The 17,693-nt window shown below is 61.7% G+C and carries 16 protein-coding genes and 1 tRNA gene; 2 read left to right on the forward strand and 15 right to left on the reverse strand.

Features of this window, described 5'->3' with window-relative positions:
* Positions 1–2: 2 nt before the first annotated feature.
* The 15 genes from ACTG1P_RS00450 to ACTG1P_RS00520 form a co-directional block, all read right to left on the reverse strand.
* Complete coding sequence (locus ACTG1P_RS00450; protein ID WP_440000160.1) at positions 3–1,442, reverse strand: DUF1566 domain-containing protein; 1,440 nt, start codon at positions 1,440–1,442, stop codon at positions 3–5.
* Positions 1,443–1,501: 59 nt separating this feature from the next.
* Positions 1,502–3,949: a proprotein convertase P-domain-containing protein gene (locus ACTG1P_RS00455; protein WP_440000161.1), complete on the reverse strand. Its 2,448-nt coding sequence runs from the start codon at positions 3,947–3,949 to the stop codon at positions 1,502–1,504.
* Positions 3,946–5,952 (reverse strand): prolyl oligopeptidase family serine peptidase, encoded by a 2,007-nt coding sequence (locus tag ACTG1P_RS00460; RefSeq protein ID WP_440000162.1) that lies wholly within the window; start codon positions 5,950–5,952, stop codon positions 3,946–3,948. The genes ACTG1P_RS00455 and ACTG1P_RS00460 overlap by 4 nt, the downstream gene beginning before the upstream one ends.
* On the reverse strand, positions 5,952–8,090 hold the full coding sequence (locus ACTG1P_RS00465) for a TonB-dependent hemoglobin/transferrin/lactoferrin family receptor (protein ID WP_440000163.1): 2,139 nt from the start codon (positions 8,088–8,090) through the stop codon (positions 5,952–5,954). The genes ACTG1P_RS00460 and ACTG1P_RS00465 overlap by 1 nt, the downstream gene beginning before the upstream one ends.
* A 163-nt stretch (positions 8,091–8,253) precedes the next feature.
* Entirely contained in the window at positions 8,254–9,129 is an 876-nt protein-coding gene (locus ACTG1P_RS00470) for a flagellar motor protein MotB (RefSeq protein ID WP_101529948.1), read from the reverse strand.
* Entirely contained in the window at positions 9,107–9,865 is a 759-nt protein-coding gene (locus tag ACTG1P_RS00475; protein WP_127006472.1) for a flagellar motor protein, read from the reverse strand. The genes ACTG1P_RS00470 and ACTG1P_RS00475 overlap by 23 nt, the downstream gene beginning before the upstream one ends.
* A gap of 367 nt (positions 9,866–10,232) precedes the next feature.
* Positions 10,233–10,320, reverse strand: a tRNA-Ser gene (locus ACTG1P_RS00480).
* Positions 10,321–10,465: 145 nt separating this feature from the next.
* Positions 10,466–11,083 (reverse strand): TPM domain-containing protein, encoded by a 618-nt coding sequence (locus ACTG1P_RS00485; protein ID WP_440000170.1) that lies wholly within the window; start codon positions 11,081–11,083, stop codon positions 10,466–10,468.
* Positions 11,084–11,103: 20 nt separating this feature from the next.
* Positions 11,104–11,829 (reverse strand): TPM domain-containing protein, encoded by a 726-nt coding sequence (locus ACTG1P_RS00490; RefSeq protein ID WP_005346567.1) that lies wholly within the window; start codon positions 11,827–11,829, stop codon positions 11,104–11,106.
* Positions 11,826–12,416: a LemA family protein gene (locus ACTG1P_RS00495; RefSeq protein ID WP_440000171.1), complete on the reverse strand. Its 591-nt coding sequence runs from the start codon at positions 12,414–12,416 to the stop codon at positions 11,826–11,828. Before ACTG1P_RS00495 ends, ACTG1P_RS00490 begins: the two co-directional genes overlap by 4 nt.
* Positions 12,417–12,501: 85 nt before the next feature.
* Positions 12,502–13,239 (reverse strand): penicillin-insensitive murein endopeptidase, encoded by a 738-nt coding sequence (gene mepA / locus ACTG1P_RS00500; RefSeq protein WP_440000164.1) that lies wholly within the window; start codon positions 13,237–13,239, stop codon positions 12,502–12,504.
* Complete coding sequence (locus tag ACTG1P_RS00505; RefSeq protein WP_440000168.1) at positions 13,233–14,138, reverse strand: amino acid ABC transporter permease; 906 nt, start codon at positions 14,136–14,138, stop codon at positions 13,233–13,235. The genes mepA and ACTG1P_RS00505 overlap by 7 nt, the downstream gene beginning before the upstream one ends.
* Entirely contained in the window at positions 14,138–14,959 is an 822-nt protein-coding gene (locus ACTG1P_RS00510; protein ID WP_440000165.1) for a transporter substrate-binding domain-containing protein, read from the reverse strand. The genes ACTG1P_RS00505 and ACTG1P_RS00510 overlap by 1 nt, the downstream gene beginning before the upstream one ends.
* 2 nt (positions 14,960–14,961) lie before the next feature.
* On the reverse strand, positions 14,962–15,759 hold the full coding sequence (locus ACTG1P_RS00515) for an amino acid ABC transporter permease (protein ID WP_201957482.1): 798 nt from the start codon (positions 15,757–15,759) through the stop codon (positions 14,962–14,964).
* Positions 15,752–16,522 (reverse strand): amino acid ABC transporter ATP-binding protein, encoded by a 771-nt coding sequence (locus ACTG1P_RS00520; RefSeq protein ID WP_287976932.1) that lies wholly within the window; start codon positions 16,520–16,522, stop codon positions 15,752–15,754. Before ACTG1P_RS00520 ends, ACTG1P_RS00515 begins: the two co-directional genes overlap by 8 nt.
* 106 nt (positions 16,523–16,628) lie before the next feature.
* Here ACTG1P_RS00520 and ACTG1P_RS00525 point away from each other — a divergent pair, with 106 nt between their 5' ends.
* Complete coding sequence (locus ACTG1P_RS00525; RefSeq protein WP_058057416.1) at positions 16,629–17,171, forward strand: hypothetical protein; 543 nt, start codon at positions 16,629–16,631, stop codon at positions 17,169–17,171.
* A gap of 216 nt (positions 17,172–17,387) precedes the next feature.
* Entirely contained in the window at positions 17,388–17,669 is a 282-nt protein-coding gene (locus ACTG1P_RS00530; protein ID WP_005337180.1) for an RNA recognition motif domain-containing protein, read from the forward strand.
* Positions 17,670–17,693 lie beyond the last annotated feature (24 nt).

The raw sequence follows: 17,693 nt of genomic DNA on the forward strand, positions 1-17,693 counted from the left end.
GATTATTGGGGAGTGGCGACCAGTCGTACCTGCATCAGCTCGATATAGGTATCTTGCTGCACCCGCGCGGGATAGGTGGTGCCCGCATCTTCTCCCAAGAGCAGGACTGTGCGTTTGCTGATGGGGCCACCGGAGAAGCGCTGGGCGGTGTTGCTGGTGGCGCTCCAGTAGTAGCCATGGTAGGTGTCATCTTCCGAGGAGGCGATATCCGGGAAGTAACGGGTATCCACGATGATGCGCTGACCCAGCGGGTCCTTGGCCAGGCTACCGTAGTGCATCAGTGACATCAGCTCACCCATGGTGGGCAGCCGCCACTGGCTGATGCCGCAGCGCTGCTCGCCATTGAGCCACTGCTGATACGCGCGGGTGGTCAGCATGGTGGTCAGCGCCTGTGCTCGGGCGAGGGCCGCCAGATCTCCTTCGTCGGTGAGCTGTTCGATCCTCTTATGAATATGCTGGTAGGCCTCTTGCTGCTCGCCTGCGGTCGCCTTGAACTGCTCATCCTCATAGGCAAAGGGCCTGCTTTTCCAGGCCGGGCTCAAGGGATCGTCCGATTTGACCTCCCACACCAGACCGGTATTGAGATCCTTGACGCACTGCCAGCTCGGCGCGTTGTCGGGGAGAACCTGACCGCGATCATCGAGTTTACGATAGGCAAGTTGGGGACGAGTGTGATTCCAGCTGGCATCTTGTCCCGGATAGTCGGCGGGTTCCTGTTCCAGCAGCGGGTCATTGCCATCGCTGAAGGTGGTGACGCCGGTGACGGTCAGCAGGTTGCGTGGCTGCTGCTGCACCAGCAGGGTCAGCAGTTCGCTTTGGGTCTCTTCAGCAAACTGGCCGTTGCGCTGCCACTCCTGAGCCAATTGCGCCAGCATCAGGCTGATGGCGCGATAGCTGGTGGTGAGCAACTGGGTCTCCTTGGCGGTGATGAGGCGTGTGCGGGCCTGTTGCTGCAAGCTGATCGCCACCTGTTGCAGCGCCTGATCAAACTGGCCGAGACCTGCGAGGGCCGCGAGATCGCCGCCCGGTTGCAGCGGGGCGAGATCGGCCAGCAACTGTGTCAGTGCGCGATCGGCGGCCACCCCTTCGGCAATGCGGCTCTGCAACAGGGTGCTGAGCAGGGTCGGTTGTAGCCGTTGTGGATCCCCTTTGGCGGCCGGATGTGCCAGCAGCAGGCCTCCGCTTCTCGGTACGAACAGCAGGGGCGAGTTGACGATGTTGGCCGAACGGCTGACCAGGGCCACAACGCCTTCGCCGCTGACGGCAGGATCGGCAGGATCACATTGCCAGTTCTGATCCAGATCGGCGCACAGGGTACCGGCAGTCGGCAGGGCGACATCGACCCGGTAGTCCGGGATCGCCAGTGGTGCGTTATCTTCCCCGCCGCCACAGGCGCTGAGCAGGGCTGAGAGGGTTGCAATAACCAGTACGGATGGTTTCACTTCACATTCCTTGATTCGGTCACAGGTTCACGGGGGCGGTAACCCCCGTGGTGTAGGATTCAACGACGCGGGGTGCTCCGGCGCCAGAGGCGGGGCCACAGGGCCAGCAACAGCAACAGGGGGGAAGTCGTGCCGCCACCCCCTTCATCCTGCTCAAGGGGGATGATGCCGGTGTTGGGCAGGGCTTCATCCTTGTCGCAGCGGGCGCCGACTTGCTGGGCTACGTGCCAGCTGCGCAACTGACCGGTGTCACCGGCGCTGGTGTCGTTGATCTCCAGCAGCCAGCGGCCAGCGAGCGGTTCGCCGTGCAGCTTATCGAGTGATTCGAACGGTACCAGTTCACGGGGGAACTCCCCCTTGAGCCGGGTATGGCTGGCGTAGCCCTTGTTCCACAGACTGATCCGGGTGCCGTAAGGGGAGGTGAGCCAGATCTCCAGCTGCTCCAGTTTGCTGTGTTCCAGATCGAGGGCGACCACGAATCCGCTGTCGATGCGGGCCTTGCTCTCGGGTAGGGTGAGGGTGAAGCGGGACAGGCCGTGCCGCTCATCGCTCACCGCATCCTTGATCTGGCCACCCTGGCCGATGGCCCGTTGCCAGAGCAGTTCACCGATCGGCAGTTGCAGGTCAAGGCGGGTCTGGCGCTCGGTGGGGCTGGGTAGGGTGAGCTGGAACTGCAGCGGCAAGGTGACCGCCTCGCCACAGGTCAGGTTGCTCGCCGCTTCCAGCGGCAGGGTCCAGCGGGCGGTGCCATCGGCGTTGAGCTCTCCCTGCCAGTGACCGTCACCCATGAGCCCCTTGGTCGGGAGCAGGCTGGCGTCAGCCACGGTCAGGGGGCGGCCGCTCTGGTTGGTCAATTCGATGGCGAGGCTCTTTTTCTCCCCGGGCAGCAGGTAGCTGTCATCGGCAAGGCGGGCCGCGATGGGAGTGGGCAGCAGGGCGTGGTGGCGGAAGGCCTGCTCCAGCAGCTTGCCATAGCTGCGGTCCGGGTAGAGGCGGTTGGCGGTATCCACGGTGACGCGCGCCAGCTGTGGCATCCGCACCTGCGGGCCGAGGCCGAAGTGGGATTCGATCAGCAAGGTATCGAACTCGTCACGGGCTACCTCGCCATACTGTTCAACAGCCTGGCGCAGCGCGGTGAAGAGCGGGGTGCCCCACAGTTGGTCGCCGTTGCTGCCGTTGATAGTGAGGTGAGCCGGATAGAGGAAGCCCGGGTGATAGCGCGCCCGCAGATCGTCGAGCTGACGGGGCGTCCGGCCGCTGATCCTGGCATCCCAGTTGAAGACCATGAAAGGCTCGAACTGGCGAGCCTCTGGGCTACGCTGGCGCCAGCTGGCGGCCAGATAGTCGCTAAAGCCCTCGCCGATGGCGCCCCAGTCACCCTCGTCTCCCATGTCGGGCAGGATATGGTGCTGCACCGCATGGCCAAACTCGTGCCAGATCACCATGGGATCTTCCGCATCGGGTACCCCGATCCGGCCAATCTCCAACCGGCGCAGGAAGGGGTCATAGAGAGAGTTGTCCTGCTCCCCGGCATCGGTATCGATGGCCAGGGGGCCGCCCATCAGTGCCGGGTAGCCCAGGGATTCCACATGGCGCTGGGCCAGATCCAGATGGTAGTAGCCATTGATATCGAGGAAGGCGGGTTGCTGGTGATCCAGCTGGAAGCCATCGACATCAGGGCTGCTAAAGGGAACGGTTTCCGGCGCCGTGCCATCAACGACCCGGGCGCGAGGGCCGCTCAGCAGGTAGGTGTCATCCACCTTTTGTACCCTGAGCGGGACGGTGCGATAGGCCCCGTTGTCCAGTACCAGATCATGGCGCCAGAGCAGGTTGCCATCTTGCAGCTGGGTGCGTGGATCGAGGGCAAAGATGCGGGCCTGCACCGTGGCCTCTTCCCCTGCCAGCGGGACCGCTTCGGCACGGGTATTGGCCTCTTGCAGCGTGCGCCCCAGCAGGGCGTTGCCATCGCAGGTGACAAACAGTTGCCAGTGGCTGCTCTTGCTGTTGCCCGGCTGGCTTTCCACCGCCAGCAGACGCCAGGCGGGGGTCAGGGTGTCGCCATCCTGCCAGTACCAGGGCTGGGCCTCGTCACTGCTGGCGAATTGCCACACAGCGCCATCCAGCGTGGCGGTATAGGCATCCACCCCGGCGCGGCTTGCCTCATCACATGGCGTCGCCTGTGCCTGCATCAGTCGGGTATTGTGATAAAGGCGCCACGGACGACCCTGCTCATCGAGACTGACGGCGGCCATCAGGCCGGCGATCGGTGCGCCATTGAGTTGCTGGCGATAGTGCAGATAGTGGCCCAGCTTGCCTTGGCGCTGATAGGCCGGGGCATCACTCAGGGTGACGCCGAGCTGCTGTTCGAGCCAGAGGCGGGGATCGGTCGGGGCGTCCTGTTCGACAAAACGCAGTTCGGCGGCCTGAGTGGCAAAGCCAGCCAGCCCCAGCAAGAGGGCGGGCAACAGGGGTTTCATAGTGGTACTCCCAATCAGTGGCAGGGTCATTGATTGATCCCCGCCAGATGCAACAAGAAGGCAAATTCACGAGCCCGATCGCCACCACCGGCGCGGTGGCCTCCCTCCAGTTCGGTCAGCAGCAGGTAGGGGCCGGAGCCCGTACTGTGCTCCCGCAGGCGAGCCAGCCACTTGACCGGCTCCCAGTAGGGCACCTGGCTGTCGTGCAGGGCGGTAGTGACCAGCAGGGGCGGGTAGGGGGCGCGGTGCAGGTTGTCGTAGGGGCTGATGCGGCGCATCGCCTGATACTCTGCAGGCCTGGCCGGGTTGCCCCACTCCTGATACTCCTGACGGGTCAGGGGGAGGGCAGGATCGCTCATGGTGCCGAGCATATCGACGAAGGGGACCTGCAACACGGCGCCGCTAAAGAGTGTCGGTTGCTGGTTGAGGGCCGCAGCAACCAGCGTGCCCCCCGCGCTGCCCCCCATGGCAAACAGGGGCAGGGGAGCGGCGTCGAGCGACCAGTGGCGCAGGGCGTTACCGGCGGCGATAAAGTCGCTGATGCCGTTCTGCTTGTGGATGCCCCGTCCGTCGCGGGTCCACTGCTCCCCCAGCATGCCGCCGCCGCGCACATGGGCGATGGCGTAGACAAAGCCCCGATCCAGCAGGCTCAGCAGCTCTTTCTGGTAGTAGGGACGCATCGGCGTGCCATAGGCGCCATAGCCATAGAGCAGTACGGCGCGGGGGGCCAGATCCTTGCGCCACACCAGCGAGACGGGCACCCGGGCGCCATCGGCAGAAGTGATCCAGCGCCGCTCGCTCTGATAGGGCACTGCTTTATTGCCAGCGGTGTGCTGGTCGTTGATCCACTGGCCGCTGTTTAAATCCAGCCAGCGCTGGCCGGGGGGCTGGCTCAAGCCCTGACTGCGCACCAGAATGCGGTCGCTGGCCGGGTCATGTTCTCCTTGCAGCCAGCCGGTTCCGGCGCCACTGGCCAGCGGCAGGCGCTGGCGTTCATGGCCGTTGCGATCGAGCAAGGCGAGCCAATCCTCCCCCTGTTGGCGAAACTGCACCACCAGATGGCGATCAAACAGTCGCCACTTCTCGGGATCGCCGAGATCTTCCCCGGCGCTGGGCCAGAGGCGCTGCCACTCACCGAGCGGCGTGCTGGCTGAGTAGAGGGCAAACGCCCCCTCCCGGTTGCTCTTGAGCACCCAGCCGGATTGGCTGTCCAGATAGTATTCCACCCCGCGCTGGCGGGGTTTGACCTGCTGCGGCTTGCACGAGTCGAGCAGGTACTGCTCCGAGCTGTCGTGGTTGTTGCCCTGCAACACCAGATGCTGGCCATCCGTGGTGCGATAGAGGCTGAGCAGCCAGGCGGGATCCTGCTCCTCATAGAGAGTCTGCTCCTGGCCATTCTGCCAGCCGCGCAGCTGCCAGGGGCGCAGGGTGTAGCGCTCGTTGGCGATGCTGTAGAGGGTGCGACCATCTTGTGACCAGGCGAGATCAGCGCTGCGCTGCGCCAAACTGGCCAGCGCCTTGCCGCTCTGGAGATCGAGCAGGGTAACCTGATAGTCGAGATCGCCGCGCCTGTCTTCGGCGATGGCCAGCGTGCGGTTATCCGGGCTCAGGGCCCAGCCGCCCGCTTCGTAATAGCCCTCACCCGCTCTGGCGGGAAGCCGCTGCTGCACCTTGCCCCCGTGGCGTTGCCAGAGTGAGCCATCCGGGCGCAGCAGCCATGCCTGATCGCCGCGGACAAGCCAGTTCTCTGGCACAGATTCCCCCGCCGGATGACGGGCAAACTCGGCGCGCAAGGTTGCTTCCAGCGGCTGCTGCGCGGCGAGCTGCTGCTCGCTCCAGCGATTTTGCTGCTTGAGCAGGGCGAGAATGGCCGGGTTGCTGCGGCTCTCGTCCCGCAACCAGAAGTAGGGATCCTGGCGTACGGGATTGCCTGAAATCAGGTGTGGCTGGGACGGGATCGGCGGTGGCAGGGCCTCTTGCGCCCACGCCAATGGGGCGGCCAACAGGGCCGCCATGATTGCATGATGCTTCATCACATCCCCACGAAACGGTAGCTGAGGCTAGCTGACAGGTAGCGGCCGCTCTGGCTGTAGAGGGAGGTGTCGCTGCCCGCCGGGAGTCCGGCGACATCCTGATAGCGGACGTAGCGGGTATCGAGCAGGTTGCCGATGGTGGCATTGACCTTGAGCGCCTCGGTGATCTGCCAGTCGCCGGTGAGATCCAGGCTGAACCAGCCTGCGCTGCTCTGGCAGGCACCGTTGTAGCCAGTCTGCGCATTGGCGCACTGGGGCACCTTGGTCATGGCGGCGGCATAATTGCCACTGAGCTCAACCCCCCAGTCGAGCTGTTGCCAGCGCAGGGTGGTGTTGCCTTCCAGCGGTGTCTGGGTGCGCAGCGGTTCACCGCGGTGATCCTTGCCATCCATCCAGGCCAGATTGGTCGAAAGTTCCCACTCGTCGTTCAGCCAGAGGCTGGCGGCCAGCTCGGCGCCCCAGGTTTCGGCTTTGGCAACGTTGCGATACTGGCGCAGGAAGACACCATCATCGAGGCGGAAACCGGTCTGGCGCCAGTCGATGAAGTTGTAGTAGCGGTTGTAGAAAACGGCCGGTTTGACGCTCCAGTTGTCGCTTTGGCCATTCACTCCCCACTCCAGACTGTGGCTGGTCTCCTCCTTGAGGTTGGGGTTGGCAATGATCTCGAACGGCGGCATGGCAAAGTAGTGGGGAATGTTGCCGTAAACCTGATCGTAAGCGGGGGCGCGGAAGCCGTTGGCATAGCTGAGCCAGCTGCGCCATGTCTCGTTGAAGCGGTAACTGGCCGCCACACTGGGGGAGATGTGGTCGCTGTGGTTCTCGGCCAGATTGCTGTCCGGTGCGCGCAGGCGCTGGCGGTCAAAGCGCAGGGTCGGGGTAAACTGCCAGTTGCCCAGATCGATCACATCGCTCAGCCAGATGCCATCGCGGCGGGTTTCGGCCTTGCTGAAGGGGGCTTTCTGTCCCTGGGTGGTGATGCCATCTTCCAGGGTCAGATTGCTGACCGGTCGCTCGTGGTTGGCCTGCTCCACTTCCACACCGTAGCTGAAGGTGTGCTCCAGCGAGCCGGTGCTCAGCTTGCTCTGCAACTCCAGCTCGCTGCCAAGGCGCAGCTCCTCGAATGTGGAGAGAGTGCGCTGGCTGCGATATCTGGGATAGCCGCTCAGGGCATCGTTGCGCAGCAGCTGGCGCTGGTTGGCTTCGTTGCGTGACTGGTTGCCAAACAGGCTCCAGTTGAGGGTATCAACCATGCCCAGATCGCTGGCCTCCCAGCTGAACTTGCCGCCCTGGGTGTGCTGATCGCCATCTTCCTGAAAACCGACCACGTCCCAGCTGCCATCGGGTTGGGGCACCGCTTTGGGCCCCATCTGGCGTTTGGCGTGATCCTCGTAGTAGTCCAGCTCCAGCCGCAGAGCGTGATGGGCATTGAGGGGGAGGCGGCTGCTGGTGGAGGCGCTCATGCCATCCAGATCCGCCGGAATGCGGTTCTCTTCAAAGTTGGCGGTTTCGTTGCCGCGCCAGCCGGAGAGGCGTAACAGATGTTCGCTCTCCAGTGCCCGTACCGCGCCGGTCATGCTGAGCTTCTTCTTGTTGCTGTCGCCACCGTAGAGAGTCTTGGCCGCCAGATAGCTATCTTGTTGTTGCAGATAATCTTCCGGCTGCTTGGTATTCATCACCACGGTGCCGCCGATGGCATCGGAGCCATGCAGGGAGGAGCCAGCCCCTTTGGCCACCTCAATTTGCTTGATGTCATCGAGATCGAAGTTGAAGCGACCCACCTTGTCATTGATGTTGTCGGCGCCAAAGCCGTCGCTGACGCGCACTCCATCCTTGATCAGCAGGATACGGTTGCCACCGATGCCGCGCACGCTGATGTTTTGCGGTCGCCCGGCAGAGCCGGTGACCGAGACACCGGGGATCTTGCGAAACACATGAGTCAGCTCGCTGGCGACCTGACGGTCCAGCTCTTCCTGGGTGATGACGGTGATGGAGCCGGAGACATCGGAGAGTTTCTGTTGTACCCGTTGCCCGGTGACAATGATGGTGTCGTCGCTGCGAGCCTTCTCCACAGGGGGGAGATCGGCCGCGCCAGCGGAGGCACACAGGAGTGCCGGCCATGCCTGAAGCAGTTTGTTCATAATGATAATTGTTTTTATTTAAGCCTGAGGGGCGGCATTATTGCAGAGGCCTGACCACTTGACAATAAATGGCAATCATTATCATTAAGATCTTATGGTGTTGATATTATTGAGTTATTTGTTTTTAAAAAAGAGGCTCCCGCGCGAAGCGGGAGCGGGGGGATCAAGGCTTGAGCAGTTGCAGTGACTCTTCTGCTGCCTTGCCTTGAGATAGGGTGATATCGACCCGGCGATTCGCCTGGCGATGTTCGGGGGTGTCATTAGCAAAGCGGGGTTGAGTGTCGGCAACCCCCTGAGCGATGACTCGTCTGGCATCCAGTTGGGGGTTGGTCAGCATGGTCTGCACGATGGAAGAGGCCCGCAGCACCGAGAGCTCCCAGTTGTTGCGATAGAGCTCCACCGGTGCCTGGGAGTTGTCGGTATGACCGGTGACCACTACCTGCCCCGGGATATTGGCCAAAATGCCGGCGATCTTGTTGACCAGCGGGATGAATTGGGGCTGCAGGAACGCCGAATCGGCGGGAAACAGCGCCTTCTCGCCGATGCGGATCACCAGCTGACTGCCAAGCTGCTCGACCTCCAGGTCCTTCGATTCGATCTGGGCCTTTAGCTGTTGCTCCAGCTTCTGCTTGGTCACCTGCACCCACTCCTGCTCCTTGGTCTTATGGGGCCAGGCTTCGGTGGCGCTCGGTTTTTCCGAGGCACCTATGGTCTCGTTGAAGGGGTCCGATGCCGCCATGGGGGCATCTTTCTCCAGTACAGTCTCCTCTTTCGGGCTGCTCGGCGTAGTTTTTGATTCCGGCTCGAGAATCCCTGTGCCCCCCTGCATCAAGGGTGAGCCGGCAGGCGGGGAGATGAGGCCGATTTTACCCAGCGACTCGATAAAGCCCTGGATAAGCACCCGGGTTTCGGACTGCTTTGCCATGGCAAAGGAGTAGAGCACAACAAACAAGGCGAACAGCAGGGTCATGAAGTCGGCATAGGAGACCAGCCAGCGTTCATGGTTCTCCGGTGCTTCAGCCTTTTTCTTTTTGGCCACCGTGACCTCCCAGATAAGGTTCGAGGGTAACTTGCAGGCGCGCTTGGGATTCGCCATCCACGATGCAGAGAATGCCGGTCAGGGTCATCTCCTTGTAGTGGCGGATCTGGTGGGCAAACCCTTTGTAGCGGTTGCCGAACGGCAAGAAGATCAGGTTGGCGGCGGATACCCCGTAGATGGTGGCGATAAAGGCCACCGCGATGGCGCCACCCAGCTTGTCGGGGGCATCCAGCAGACCCATGGCGTGGATCAGGCCAAATACTGCCCCGACGATCCCCATGGTCGGGCAGTAGCCGCCCATGGCTTCATAGAATTTGACCGTCTGTTCGAGATCTTCCTGCTCGAACTCGATCTCGTTCTCCAGCACCTCGTGTATCTTGGTTTTTTCGTAGCCATCGACCATCATCTGCACCCCTTTCTTCAGGAAAGGATCCTTGATCTCCTCGATCATCCCTTCCAACGCGAGCATGCCGCTGCGGCGGGCGTTGCCTGCTAGGGTTTCCAGTAACTGGGCCTGTTCATGCATGTCGAGCTTGAGGGGGGAGAGCAGCCATTTGAAACGCTTCATGGTGCTGCCGACGACAGAGAAGGGGAACTGGGTCAGCGCAGCACCTATGGTGCCGCCTATGACAATAAGAAATGCGGGCAGATCGAGCAGTGCACTGGGATGACCACCCTCGATCATGTTGCCGCCAAGGATGGCGATCAACGCCAGTACCAAGCCAATCAAGCTCATTTTTTACACATCCCTGCATGTTGATAATCGCTAGTGTAGCTACTTAAGTATCAGTTTTTCAAAATGATATCCAATCGCTGAGCAATTAATAGGCGCTGGATAACGTCCATAAAAGAAGGCGTGTTGCGGTCATGGGATGGTCTTGCAAGCATCTTGTTGCCTGGAAGGATGCTTGTAGGGTTGTGCAATCACAAAAGCAAGGCAGGGGGCGTGAGCTGGCAATACGAAAAGCGTGATGTTCCATCAGGGCTTTGCAAACCGGGGGATGAGTGCGTGGATGATCCGCCGCTGCGTGGCTCTGGCTCACTTGTCGGCATAGGTGTTTGCCGGAAAGCAAAAAACCGACCCTGAGGTCGGTTTTTTAATTTGGCGGTGAGGGAGGGATTCGAACCCTCGATACGTTGCCGTATACACACTTTCCAGGCGTGCTCCTTCAGCCACTCGGACACCTCACCAAATTTTCGTTCGCTGCGCTGTTGCGCTGGAACGGGGCGTAATTTAGGGGAAAGGGCTGTGTGGGTCAACCTCTTTTCCCCTTATTTTTCATAATCTTTTCCGAATGCCTAACCCTTGTGCAGAATGCCGGTTTTTTAAACCGGATCAGGGCTTGTCGAGGATGATCAGACTGTCCGGCAGCTCGTTTTGATCCCGGGTGGCCGGGAAGGCATCGGTCAGAATGGCACTAACGCGCTCCACGCACTCCAGAAAACCCTGTTCGATCTCCTTGTTGCGCACTCGCGCCACGAAGTCGTCGATGATCTCCTGCCACTGGCCATTGTCGATATGCTGGGCGATGCCGTCATCCACCAGTATTTCTACATAGTGCTCGGCGGCTGAGACGAAGATCAGCACCCCGAGCCGGTCGCGGGTGCGGTGCAGCCCCTGCTCGACAAATTGCAGGCGAGCCATCAGGGCAGCCCGGTGCTGGCGAACCTTCTTCGGGATGAGACGCATCTTGATGGGGGTCCAGTGGAACAGCAGGCTCAGCAGCAGCCAGACCGCCCACTGCACCAGCAGGATTTCGTACCAGCCGAGCCAGAAGCCGAGCTGGAACACCAGCAGCGGTGTGAGCATCGCCAGCAGCGCCGCCCAGAGGGTGGGAATGTAGCGATAGCCATCGCTGGCCGGGGCCAGCACGGTGACCAGTTCAGCATCAGTCTCTAGCTCCGCTTCGCGCACCTTGGCCTGAAGCGTGTGGAAGAACTGTTTAGAAATCATGATTTGTCTCTTTACTCCTGTTACCAGCCACCGGAGGCTCCGCCGCCGCCAAAACTGCCGCCGCCACCGCTGAATCCGCCGCCGGAGCGACCACCAAAGGAGCCGGCACCCAATCCACCGGCCATGTAGGCCGACCGACGTCGTCCTCCCGGCCCACCGCCACCACCGCCGCGCAGGTTGTGGAGCACGATCATCGCAATCACCACCAGAATAAACAGCCAGGGACCGCCACCGTTGTCACTCTTTGGCTGCTCGACCGGCTGATACTCTCCGGCGAGTGCCTTCATGATGCTCTGGCTGCCCGCCATGATCCCGGCCACCATATCGCCGCGCTTGAAGGCGGGCAGGATGCGGCCATGGATGATGTTGGCGGCGATGGCGTCGGGCAGGGCGCCTTCCAATCCATAGCCTACCTCGATCCGCACCTTGCGCTCATCTTGGGCGATCAGCAACAGCACGCCATTGTTTTTGCCTTTCTGGCCGATCCCCCAGTGGCGACCGAGCTGGTAGCCGTACTCCTCGATAGTCTCCCCATCGAGGCTGTCGACGGAGACCACCACCAGCTGGATACCGCTGCGCTTTTCAAAAGCGGCCAGCTGTTGGGTCAGTTGATGGGCCTGTTTGCGGGACATCAGACTGGCTTCATCCACTACCCGTCCGCTCAGCGTCGGGAAGTCCGGTGCCGCTTGCAGGGCACTGGCCCAGAGCAGCAGACAGGGAAGAAACCAGCGCAGCATCATCTTCATTGGAAGCTGACCTTGGGCGCCTCATCGGCACCGGGTTTGGCACTGAAACTGGGTTTGGCCTCCAGATCCGAGTAGAGCAGCTTGGACCAGATAACGCCGGGGAAGGTGCGGATCTCGGTATTGAACTGGCGCACCGCCTCGATATAGTCGCGGCGAGCCACCGAGATGCGGTTCTCGGTCCCTTCCAGCTGGGCTTGCAGGGTCAGGAACTGCTGATCCGCTTTCAGCTCGGGGTAGCGTTCTACCACTACCATCAGACGGGAGAGGGCGCTGGAGAGCTGGTTCTGCGCCGCTTCAAACTCCTTGAGCTGGGCAGGGTCGCTCACCTGCACGCTGCCTACTCGGGCTCGGGCATCGGTGACCGCCTTTAGGGTCTCCTGCTCATGGCTGGCGTAGCCCTTGACGGTGGCGACCAGATTGGGGATGAGATCGGCGCGGCGCTGATACTGGTTCTCAACCTGCCCCCAGCTCGCCTTGACCTGCTCATCCAGGGTCGGAATATTGTTCATGCCGCAGCCGGTCAGGCCGAGCAGCAGGGTCAGGGTCAACAGGCTCTGCGTGGTTTTGCGCCAGAGTGATGTGGCCATCTTGTTGTTCTCCTTTGGTATTTCGAGTCGATAGTGCGCCATGGATGGTGTACGACCAAGAGTGCACCACCATACCAGCTTGGGGTCAGTTGCCACAACGCGCAGGTAGCTCGGGTCGCTTGTTGATGCTGGAGACCTTGGGCAGCTGGGGCTTGTCCTTGAGCCAGGAGGCCAGCTCTTCCCCGCAGCCGTTGCCGGGCGGAATGGGGGCCTGAGATTCGCAATCTGGGCTGCCCACCGGGCAGCGCAGCCGCACATGGAAGTGGCTGAAATGGCCCACCCAAGGGCGCAGTTTGGCGACCCAGGGTTCGTTACCTGTCTGTTGGCAGACTGCGGATTTGATCACCGGATTGACGAAGATGCGGGCGACTTCGGGTTTGCTGGCCGCCAGCTGCAGCAGGGTGAGCTGCTGGGGGCCAAAGCGACCCGGCAACATCTTGTAGCTGGGTTCGTCGATCAGCGCCCACTCCTTGGGGGCATCCTGCTCCCATTTGCTGATGGGACGGTTGGCCATGCGAAACCAGATATCGGCATCAAGTCCGGTCTGATGGCTGCGATGGCCGGAGGTAAAGGGGCCGCCCCGGGCCATCGCCAGATCAGCGATGTAGAGATCCGGCAGCCCGGCCATGCGGGTCTGGTTGGCCAGCGTCTGCAGATAGTGGATAAGGTCGGGGTGGCCGTAGTAGCGCAGCCGCTTGGTGCGGATCACTTGATACCCCGGCCCTTCGAGGGGCAGGGATACGCCGTTTTTCAGGCAACCGGCGGCATAACCGCCGATGGCTTCCGCTTGCAATACGGTCGCCAGCAACAGGGACGTCAGCATGTGCGTGCTCCTTGTCTTGCTTCGAGTCGGCTCAGCAGCACGAACAGACTCAAACATATAAATAAATAGGCTGCGGCCACCAGCAGCCAGATCTCGTAGACCAGCCCGCTGGAGTTGGCCATCTCGGTGCCGACGAAGGTAAGCTCCTGCACCGAGATAAGGGAAACGATGGCGGTATCCTTCACCAGCGCGATGAGCTGACCGGTGAGGGGGGGCAACATCAGCAGCATGGCCTGCGGCAGGATCACATGGCGCAGCCGCACCCAGGGGGAGAGTCCGAGGCTCTGCGCCGCCTCCCACTGGCCGCGGGGGATGGCGGCCAGCCCGGCACGGACGATCTCGGCGACGAAGGCTGCGCTGATCATGCCAACGCAGAGGGTGCCTGAGATGAGGTTTTCCCAGCGGGCAGGCGGGCCAAACAGCGCCTCTTGCCACGGGGAGAGCGATACGGTGCCGAGCCAGCGGGAGAGGCCGCTCGCAGGCAGCAGCTGGTTGGCGATAAAGAAGTAGAAGATGAAGATAAAGACCAGCGGCGGCAGATTGCGGATCAGCTGGATAAACAGGGTCGCGGGCATCACCAGCCAGGGGCGGCGGCTGAAGGCGGTTACCCCCAGCGCAGTGCCGAGCAGCAGCGCCAGCACCATGCCGAGCAGGGCGATGCGCAAGGTGGTGAGCAGACCGCTGAAAAAGTAGGGCAACTCGCCGTGAGGGCCAGGGGTGAACAGCAGATCGAAGGCCTCATGCCAGCGCCACTGATAGGCCACCCCGATGTGCAAGCGGCTGGCCAGCCAGAGGCCAGCCAGCAGCAGGATCAGGGCGATCGCCCCATCCAGCCAGTTGATGTTCCGACATGGCTTCCGGACGATGCGCCGGATGGTCTCTTTGAGGGGCATCAGCATCAGGGATTGGCGACCTGCGCTTCCCACGCCAGCGACTTGAACCAGTAGTCATGGCGCGCCTTGAGCCAGCCATCGGCCTGACGGGCGGCGATCCACTCGTTGAACTGCTCAGCCAGGGCATCATCCCCCTTGCGCAGGGCAAAGCCTTCATCGCCTTGTGCCAACGGTTCGGCAAACGGCATAAAGAGGGCATCGGGGTGGCGCAGCGCCTCTTGCTCGGGTTTCGGGGAAGAGGAGAGGGCGCCGTGAGCGCGGCCGTTCAGCACCTCCTGAAATACCTGTGACTCGTCATCAAACTGGCGCAGGGTGGCCTTGGGGAAGTGTTCTTTTGCCACCTGTACCGGTGAGGCGCCACGACGTACCGCCAGGATCACCCCGCGCTGGTTGAAGTGCGCCACGGTTTTCTTCTCTTTGGCCATGGTGCTGGAGGCGGCCAGCTGCACCCCCGAATGGGAGTAGGCCTGGGTGAAGCGCACGCTCTTCTCCCGCTCGGGGGTGATGGTGAGGCCGCCGATGATGACGTCATATTTTTTCGCCAACAGGGAGGGGATGATGCCATCCCAGGCGGTAGGCACGAACTCTACCTGCCAGCCGTTATCTGTGGCGAGGCGACGGGCCACGTCAATCTCGAAACCGATCAGGGCCCCCTGCTTGTCGCGCATCGCCCAGGGGGCGAAGGTGGACATGCCGACCCGCAGGGTACCGCTCTGCTCGATCTGTGCCTGGGTGTCGGAGGGGGCAGTTTGTGCCAATGCCGGAGTGAGCAGGCTTGCCAGCAGCAGGGCAGCGCCCGACAGGGTGGTCTTGAATGACAGATTCATGGTTAGCGTCCTTGTTGATCCGGATTCAGGTGACGGGCCAGCGCCCGCGAACAGGCTGACAGCGTCAGGGTTAACAGCAAATAGAGGGCGGCCACGGTAAACCACACCTCAAAGGTCAGAAACGTATCGGCAACCAGAGTACGCCCTTCGTTGGTCAGATCGAAGATGGCGATCACACTCACCAGCGCCGAATGCTTGATAAGGGAGACCAGCTCGTTGGTGAGCGGCGGCAAGGTGATGCGCACCAGCTGGGGCAGGATCACCTTGCGCAGGGTGATGGCCCGTGACAAGCCAAGCGACTGGGCTGCCTCCCACTGTCCTTTGGGAATAGCCTGTACGCCTGCACGCAAGACCTCGGCGGTGAAGGCCCCCTGATAGAGGGAGAGGCTCAACACGGCGCAGGCAAGGGGAGCCAATCCCAGCATGGGGCCCAGCAAGAAATAGAGAATATAGAGCTGCACCAGCTGGGGCGTGGTGCGCACCAGCGCCAGATAGGCGATGGCGAGCCAAGGGCCGAGCCGGGAGGGGAGCAGCCGCAGGCTGACCACGCACACACCGACCGCCATCGTGCCCAACAGGCTGAGAAGTGCCACCTGCAGGGTGACCAGCAAGCCGTTTAGCAGGGGGCCCGCATAAAAGGTCCCCTCATCCCACTCGCCGAGAAAGGGCAACACCCGCGGCCACTGCCACTCATAACCCATCTGGCGAGCGCCGCTATAGAGCGCCCAGCCCAGTAGCGCACAGAGCATCACAGTGCCTGACAGCCAGCCGAGCAGGCGGGGGCGATTTAGCCTAGCCATGATAGCTGAGCACCTGTTCGAGGAAGGCTTGGGTGCGTGGGTGCTGCGGAGCGCTGAACAGCTGGGCGGGCGGGGCCGATTCGATGATCTTCCCCTCGTCCATAAAGAGCACCCGATCCGCCACCTGACGGGCAAAGCCCATCTCGTGAGTGACGCAGATCAGGGTCATCCCCTCGTCAGCCAGCTCGCGGATCACATCGAGCACTTCGCGGATCATCTCGGGGTCGAGGGCGGAGGTGGGCTCGTCAAACAGCATCAGCTCGGGTTGCATGCAGAGGGAGCGGGCGATGGCGACCCGCTGCTGCTGGCCACCGGAGAGCTGGTGTGGGTACTTGTCAGCCTGTGCCTGAATGCGCACCCGCTCGAGCAGCCCGAGTGCCCGGGCTTTGGCCTCCTGGGGACGCAACCCCAGGGTATGCACCGGCGCCACCATCAGGTTCTCCAGCACCGTCATATGGGGGAAGAGGTTGAACTGCTGAAACACCATGCCGACCCGACCTTGCAGGCGGCGCAGGTAGGCGGGGGTCACCGGCTCGCCAAACAGGAACAGCTGGCCGCCGTCGATCCCCTCCAGCCCGTTGATGGTGCGGATCAGGGTCGATTTTCCCGAGCCTGACGGGCCACAGATAACCCACTTCTCTCCCCGTTCAATGGTGAGATCGATGTGATGAAGAGCCTGAAAGTCGCCATAGAATTTGTCGACGCCACAAAAGCGCACACAGGGTTGCGAGCTGGTCAAGAAGCGGGTTCCACTGAGAATCATTTACGCCATGGTATTGATTTTATAGGGGGATGACAAAGAAAACCCCCTTGTCAGCATCCTGATGGCTATTCACAATGGCGCCATTTCGTGATGACAGGAGCTTTTCATGCGTATTACATCCTTGCTTGCCGGTTCGCAGGTGCAGCTGTTGATGCCGCCAGCGGTGCGCTATCGCTGCGTCATTTTTCTGCTGTTGCTGGTGAGTTGGGGCGTGGTGGCGGCCTCCTTGTGGGATGGCTGGGGCGCCATGGCGCTGCTCAACTGGGTGGGCGTGGTCTTTGGTGGCATCACCGGGATCATGGTGTCGCTGCCCCGCAGCTGGCAGCCCTGGCGCCTGGCGGAGCTAGGGTGGGACGAACAGCATATCTATCTGCTCAATGGCAACAAGGATGAGGCGCTGGCGCTGCCCCGCAACCAGCTGGTGGCGCTTGAACGGGAGCGGCGAGTGGGTCACGACGGCCAGTGGCTCGACTTCAGCCTCGATCTGCAACTGAGTGAAGAGGAGCTGGCGGCGGCCATGGCCTTGCTGGATCTCAAGGCGGGGGAGCTCCATCTGGTGAGCCCGTCGGTCTATCGCTTCGGCTTTAAACGGGCCTGGCACGGTCGCCGGATGCTGGCGCAACGGTTGTCAGATCTGCAATCGGCCTGAGTCGACTATTTTCTCGACAATTCCCGGCAAAGCTCAGATACTGCCAGTGACTCGAATTGATCTTGTCTGCACTGTTAACCCAAGAGATCAATCACTTGACGACAGTGTGGAGAAGGCCACGGCATGAAGCCATGGCAGGTCCGGCATAGGGGTTGTGCCCTTACCGTTATGCTGGGAATTGCATAGAGAAGGCACCTTGAATCGAGAGTGGATGGCATGAAGATTTACGTAGGAAATCTGTCGTACCGGATGACGGCCGACGAACTGAAAACCCTGTTCAGCCAGTTTGGACAGGTCGACAAGGTTGATATCATCATCGACCGCGATACCGGCCAGTCAAAGGGGTTTGGTTTTATTGAAATGCCGGTCAATGGTGATGCCGAGAAGGCCATCGCTGGTCTGCATGGCACTGAAGTCGGTGGCCGTACCATCACCGTCAACCAGGCCAAACCGAAGACAGATGCTCCCCGTGGTCGCCCGCAACAGCGCCACCGCTAAGGTGCCTCGGCAATAAAAAAACGG

The organism is Aeromonas sp. 11P (assembly GCF_051920165.1).
In the GTDB taxonomy this organism is placed as follows: domain Bacteria; phylum Pseudomonadota; class Gammaproteobacteria; order Enterobacterales; family Aeromonadaceae; genus Aeromonas; species Aeromonas veronii.

Excerpts from the sequence above, each read along its gene's own strand:
- ACTG1P_RS00455 (WP_440000161.1), bottom strand. The coding sequence starts at position 3,949 with ATGACCCTGCCACTGATTGGGAGTACCACTATGAAACCCCTGTTGCCC.
- ACTG1P_RS00460 (WP_440000162.1), bottom strand. The coding sequence starts at position 5,952 with ATGAAGCATCATGCAATCATGGCGGCCCTGTTGGCCGCCCCATTGGCG.
- ACTG1P_RS00465 (WP_440000163.1), bottom strand. The coding sequence starts at position 8,090 with ATGAACAAACTGCTTCAGGCATGGCCGGCACTCCTGTGTGCCTCCGCT.
- ACTG1P_RS00475 (WP_127006472.1), bottom strand. The coding sequence starts at position 9,865 with ATGAGCTTGATTGGCTTGGTACTGGCGTTGATCGCCATCCTTGGCGGC.
- ACTG1P_RS00485 (WP_440000170.1), bottom strand. The coding sequence starts at position 11,083 with ATGATTTCTAAACAGTTCTTCCACACGCTTCAGGCCAAGGTGCGCGAA.
- ACTG1P_RS00490 (WP_005346567.1), bottom strand. The coding sequence starts at position 11,829 with ATGAAGATGATGCTGCGCTGGTTTCTTCCCTGTCTGCTGCTCTGGGCC.
- ACTG1P_RS00495 (WP_440000171.1), bottom strand. The coding sequence starts at position 12,416 with ATGGCCACATCACTCTGGCGCAAAACCACGCAGAGCCTGTTGACCCTG.
- mepA (WP_440000164.1), bottom strand. The coding sequence starts at position 13,239 with ATGCTGACGTCCCTGTTGCTGGCGACCGTATTGCAAGCGGAAGCCATC.
- ACTG1P_RS00505 (WP_440000168.1), bottom strand. The coding sequence starts at position 14,138 with ATGCTGATGCCCCTCAAAGAGACCATCCGGCGCATCGTCCGGAAGCCA.
- ACTG1P_RS00510 (WP_440000165.1), bottom strand. The coding sequence starts at position 14,959 with ATGAATCTGTCATTCAAGACCACCCTGTCGGGCGCTGCCCTGCTGCTG.
- ACTG1P_RS00515 (WP_201957482.1), bottom strand. The coding sequence starts at position 15,759 with ATGGCTAGGCTAAATCGCCCCCGCCTGCTCGGCTGGCTGTCAGGCACT.
- ACTG1P_RS00520 (WP_287976932.1), bottom strand. The coding sequence starts at position 16,522 with ATGATTCTCAGTGGAACCCGCTTCTTGACCAGCTCGCAACCCTGTGTG.
- ACTG1P_RS00525 (WP_058057416.1), top strand. The coding sequence starts at position 16,629 with ATGCGTATTACATCCTTGCTTGCCGGTTCGCAGGTGCAGCTGTTGATG.
- ACTG1P_RS00530 (WP_005337180.1), top strand. The coding sequence starts at position 17,388 with ATGAAGATTTACGTAGGAAATCTGTCGTACCGGATGACGGCCGACGAA.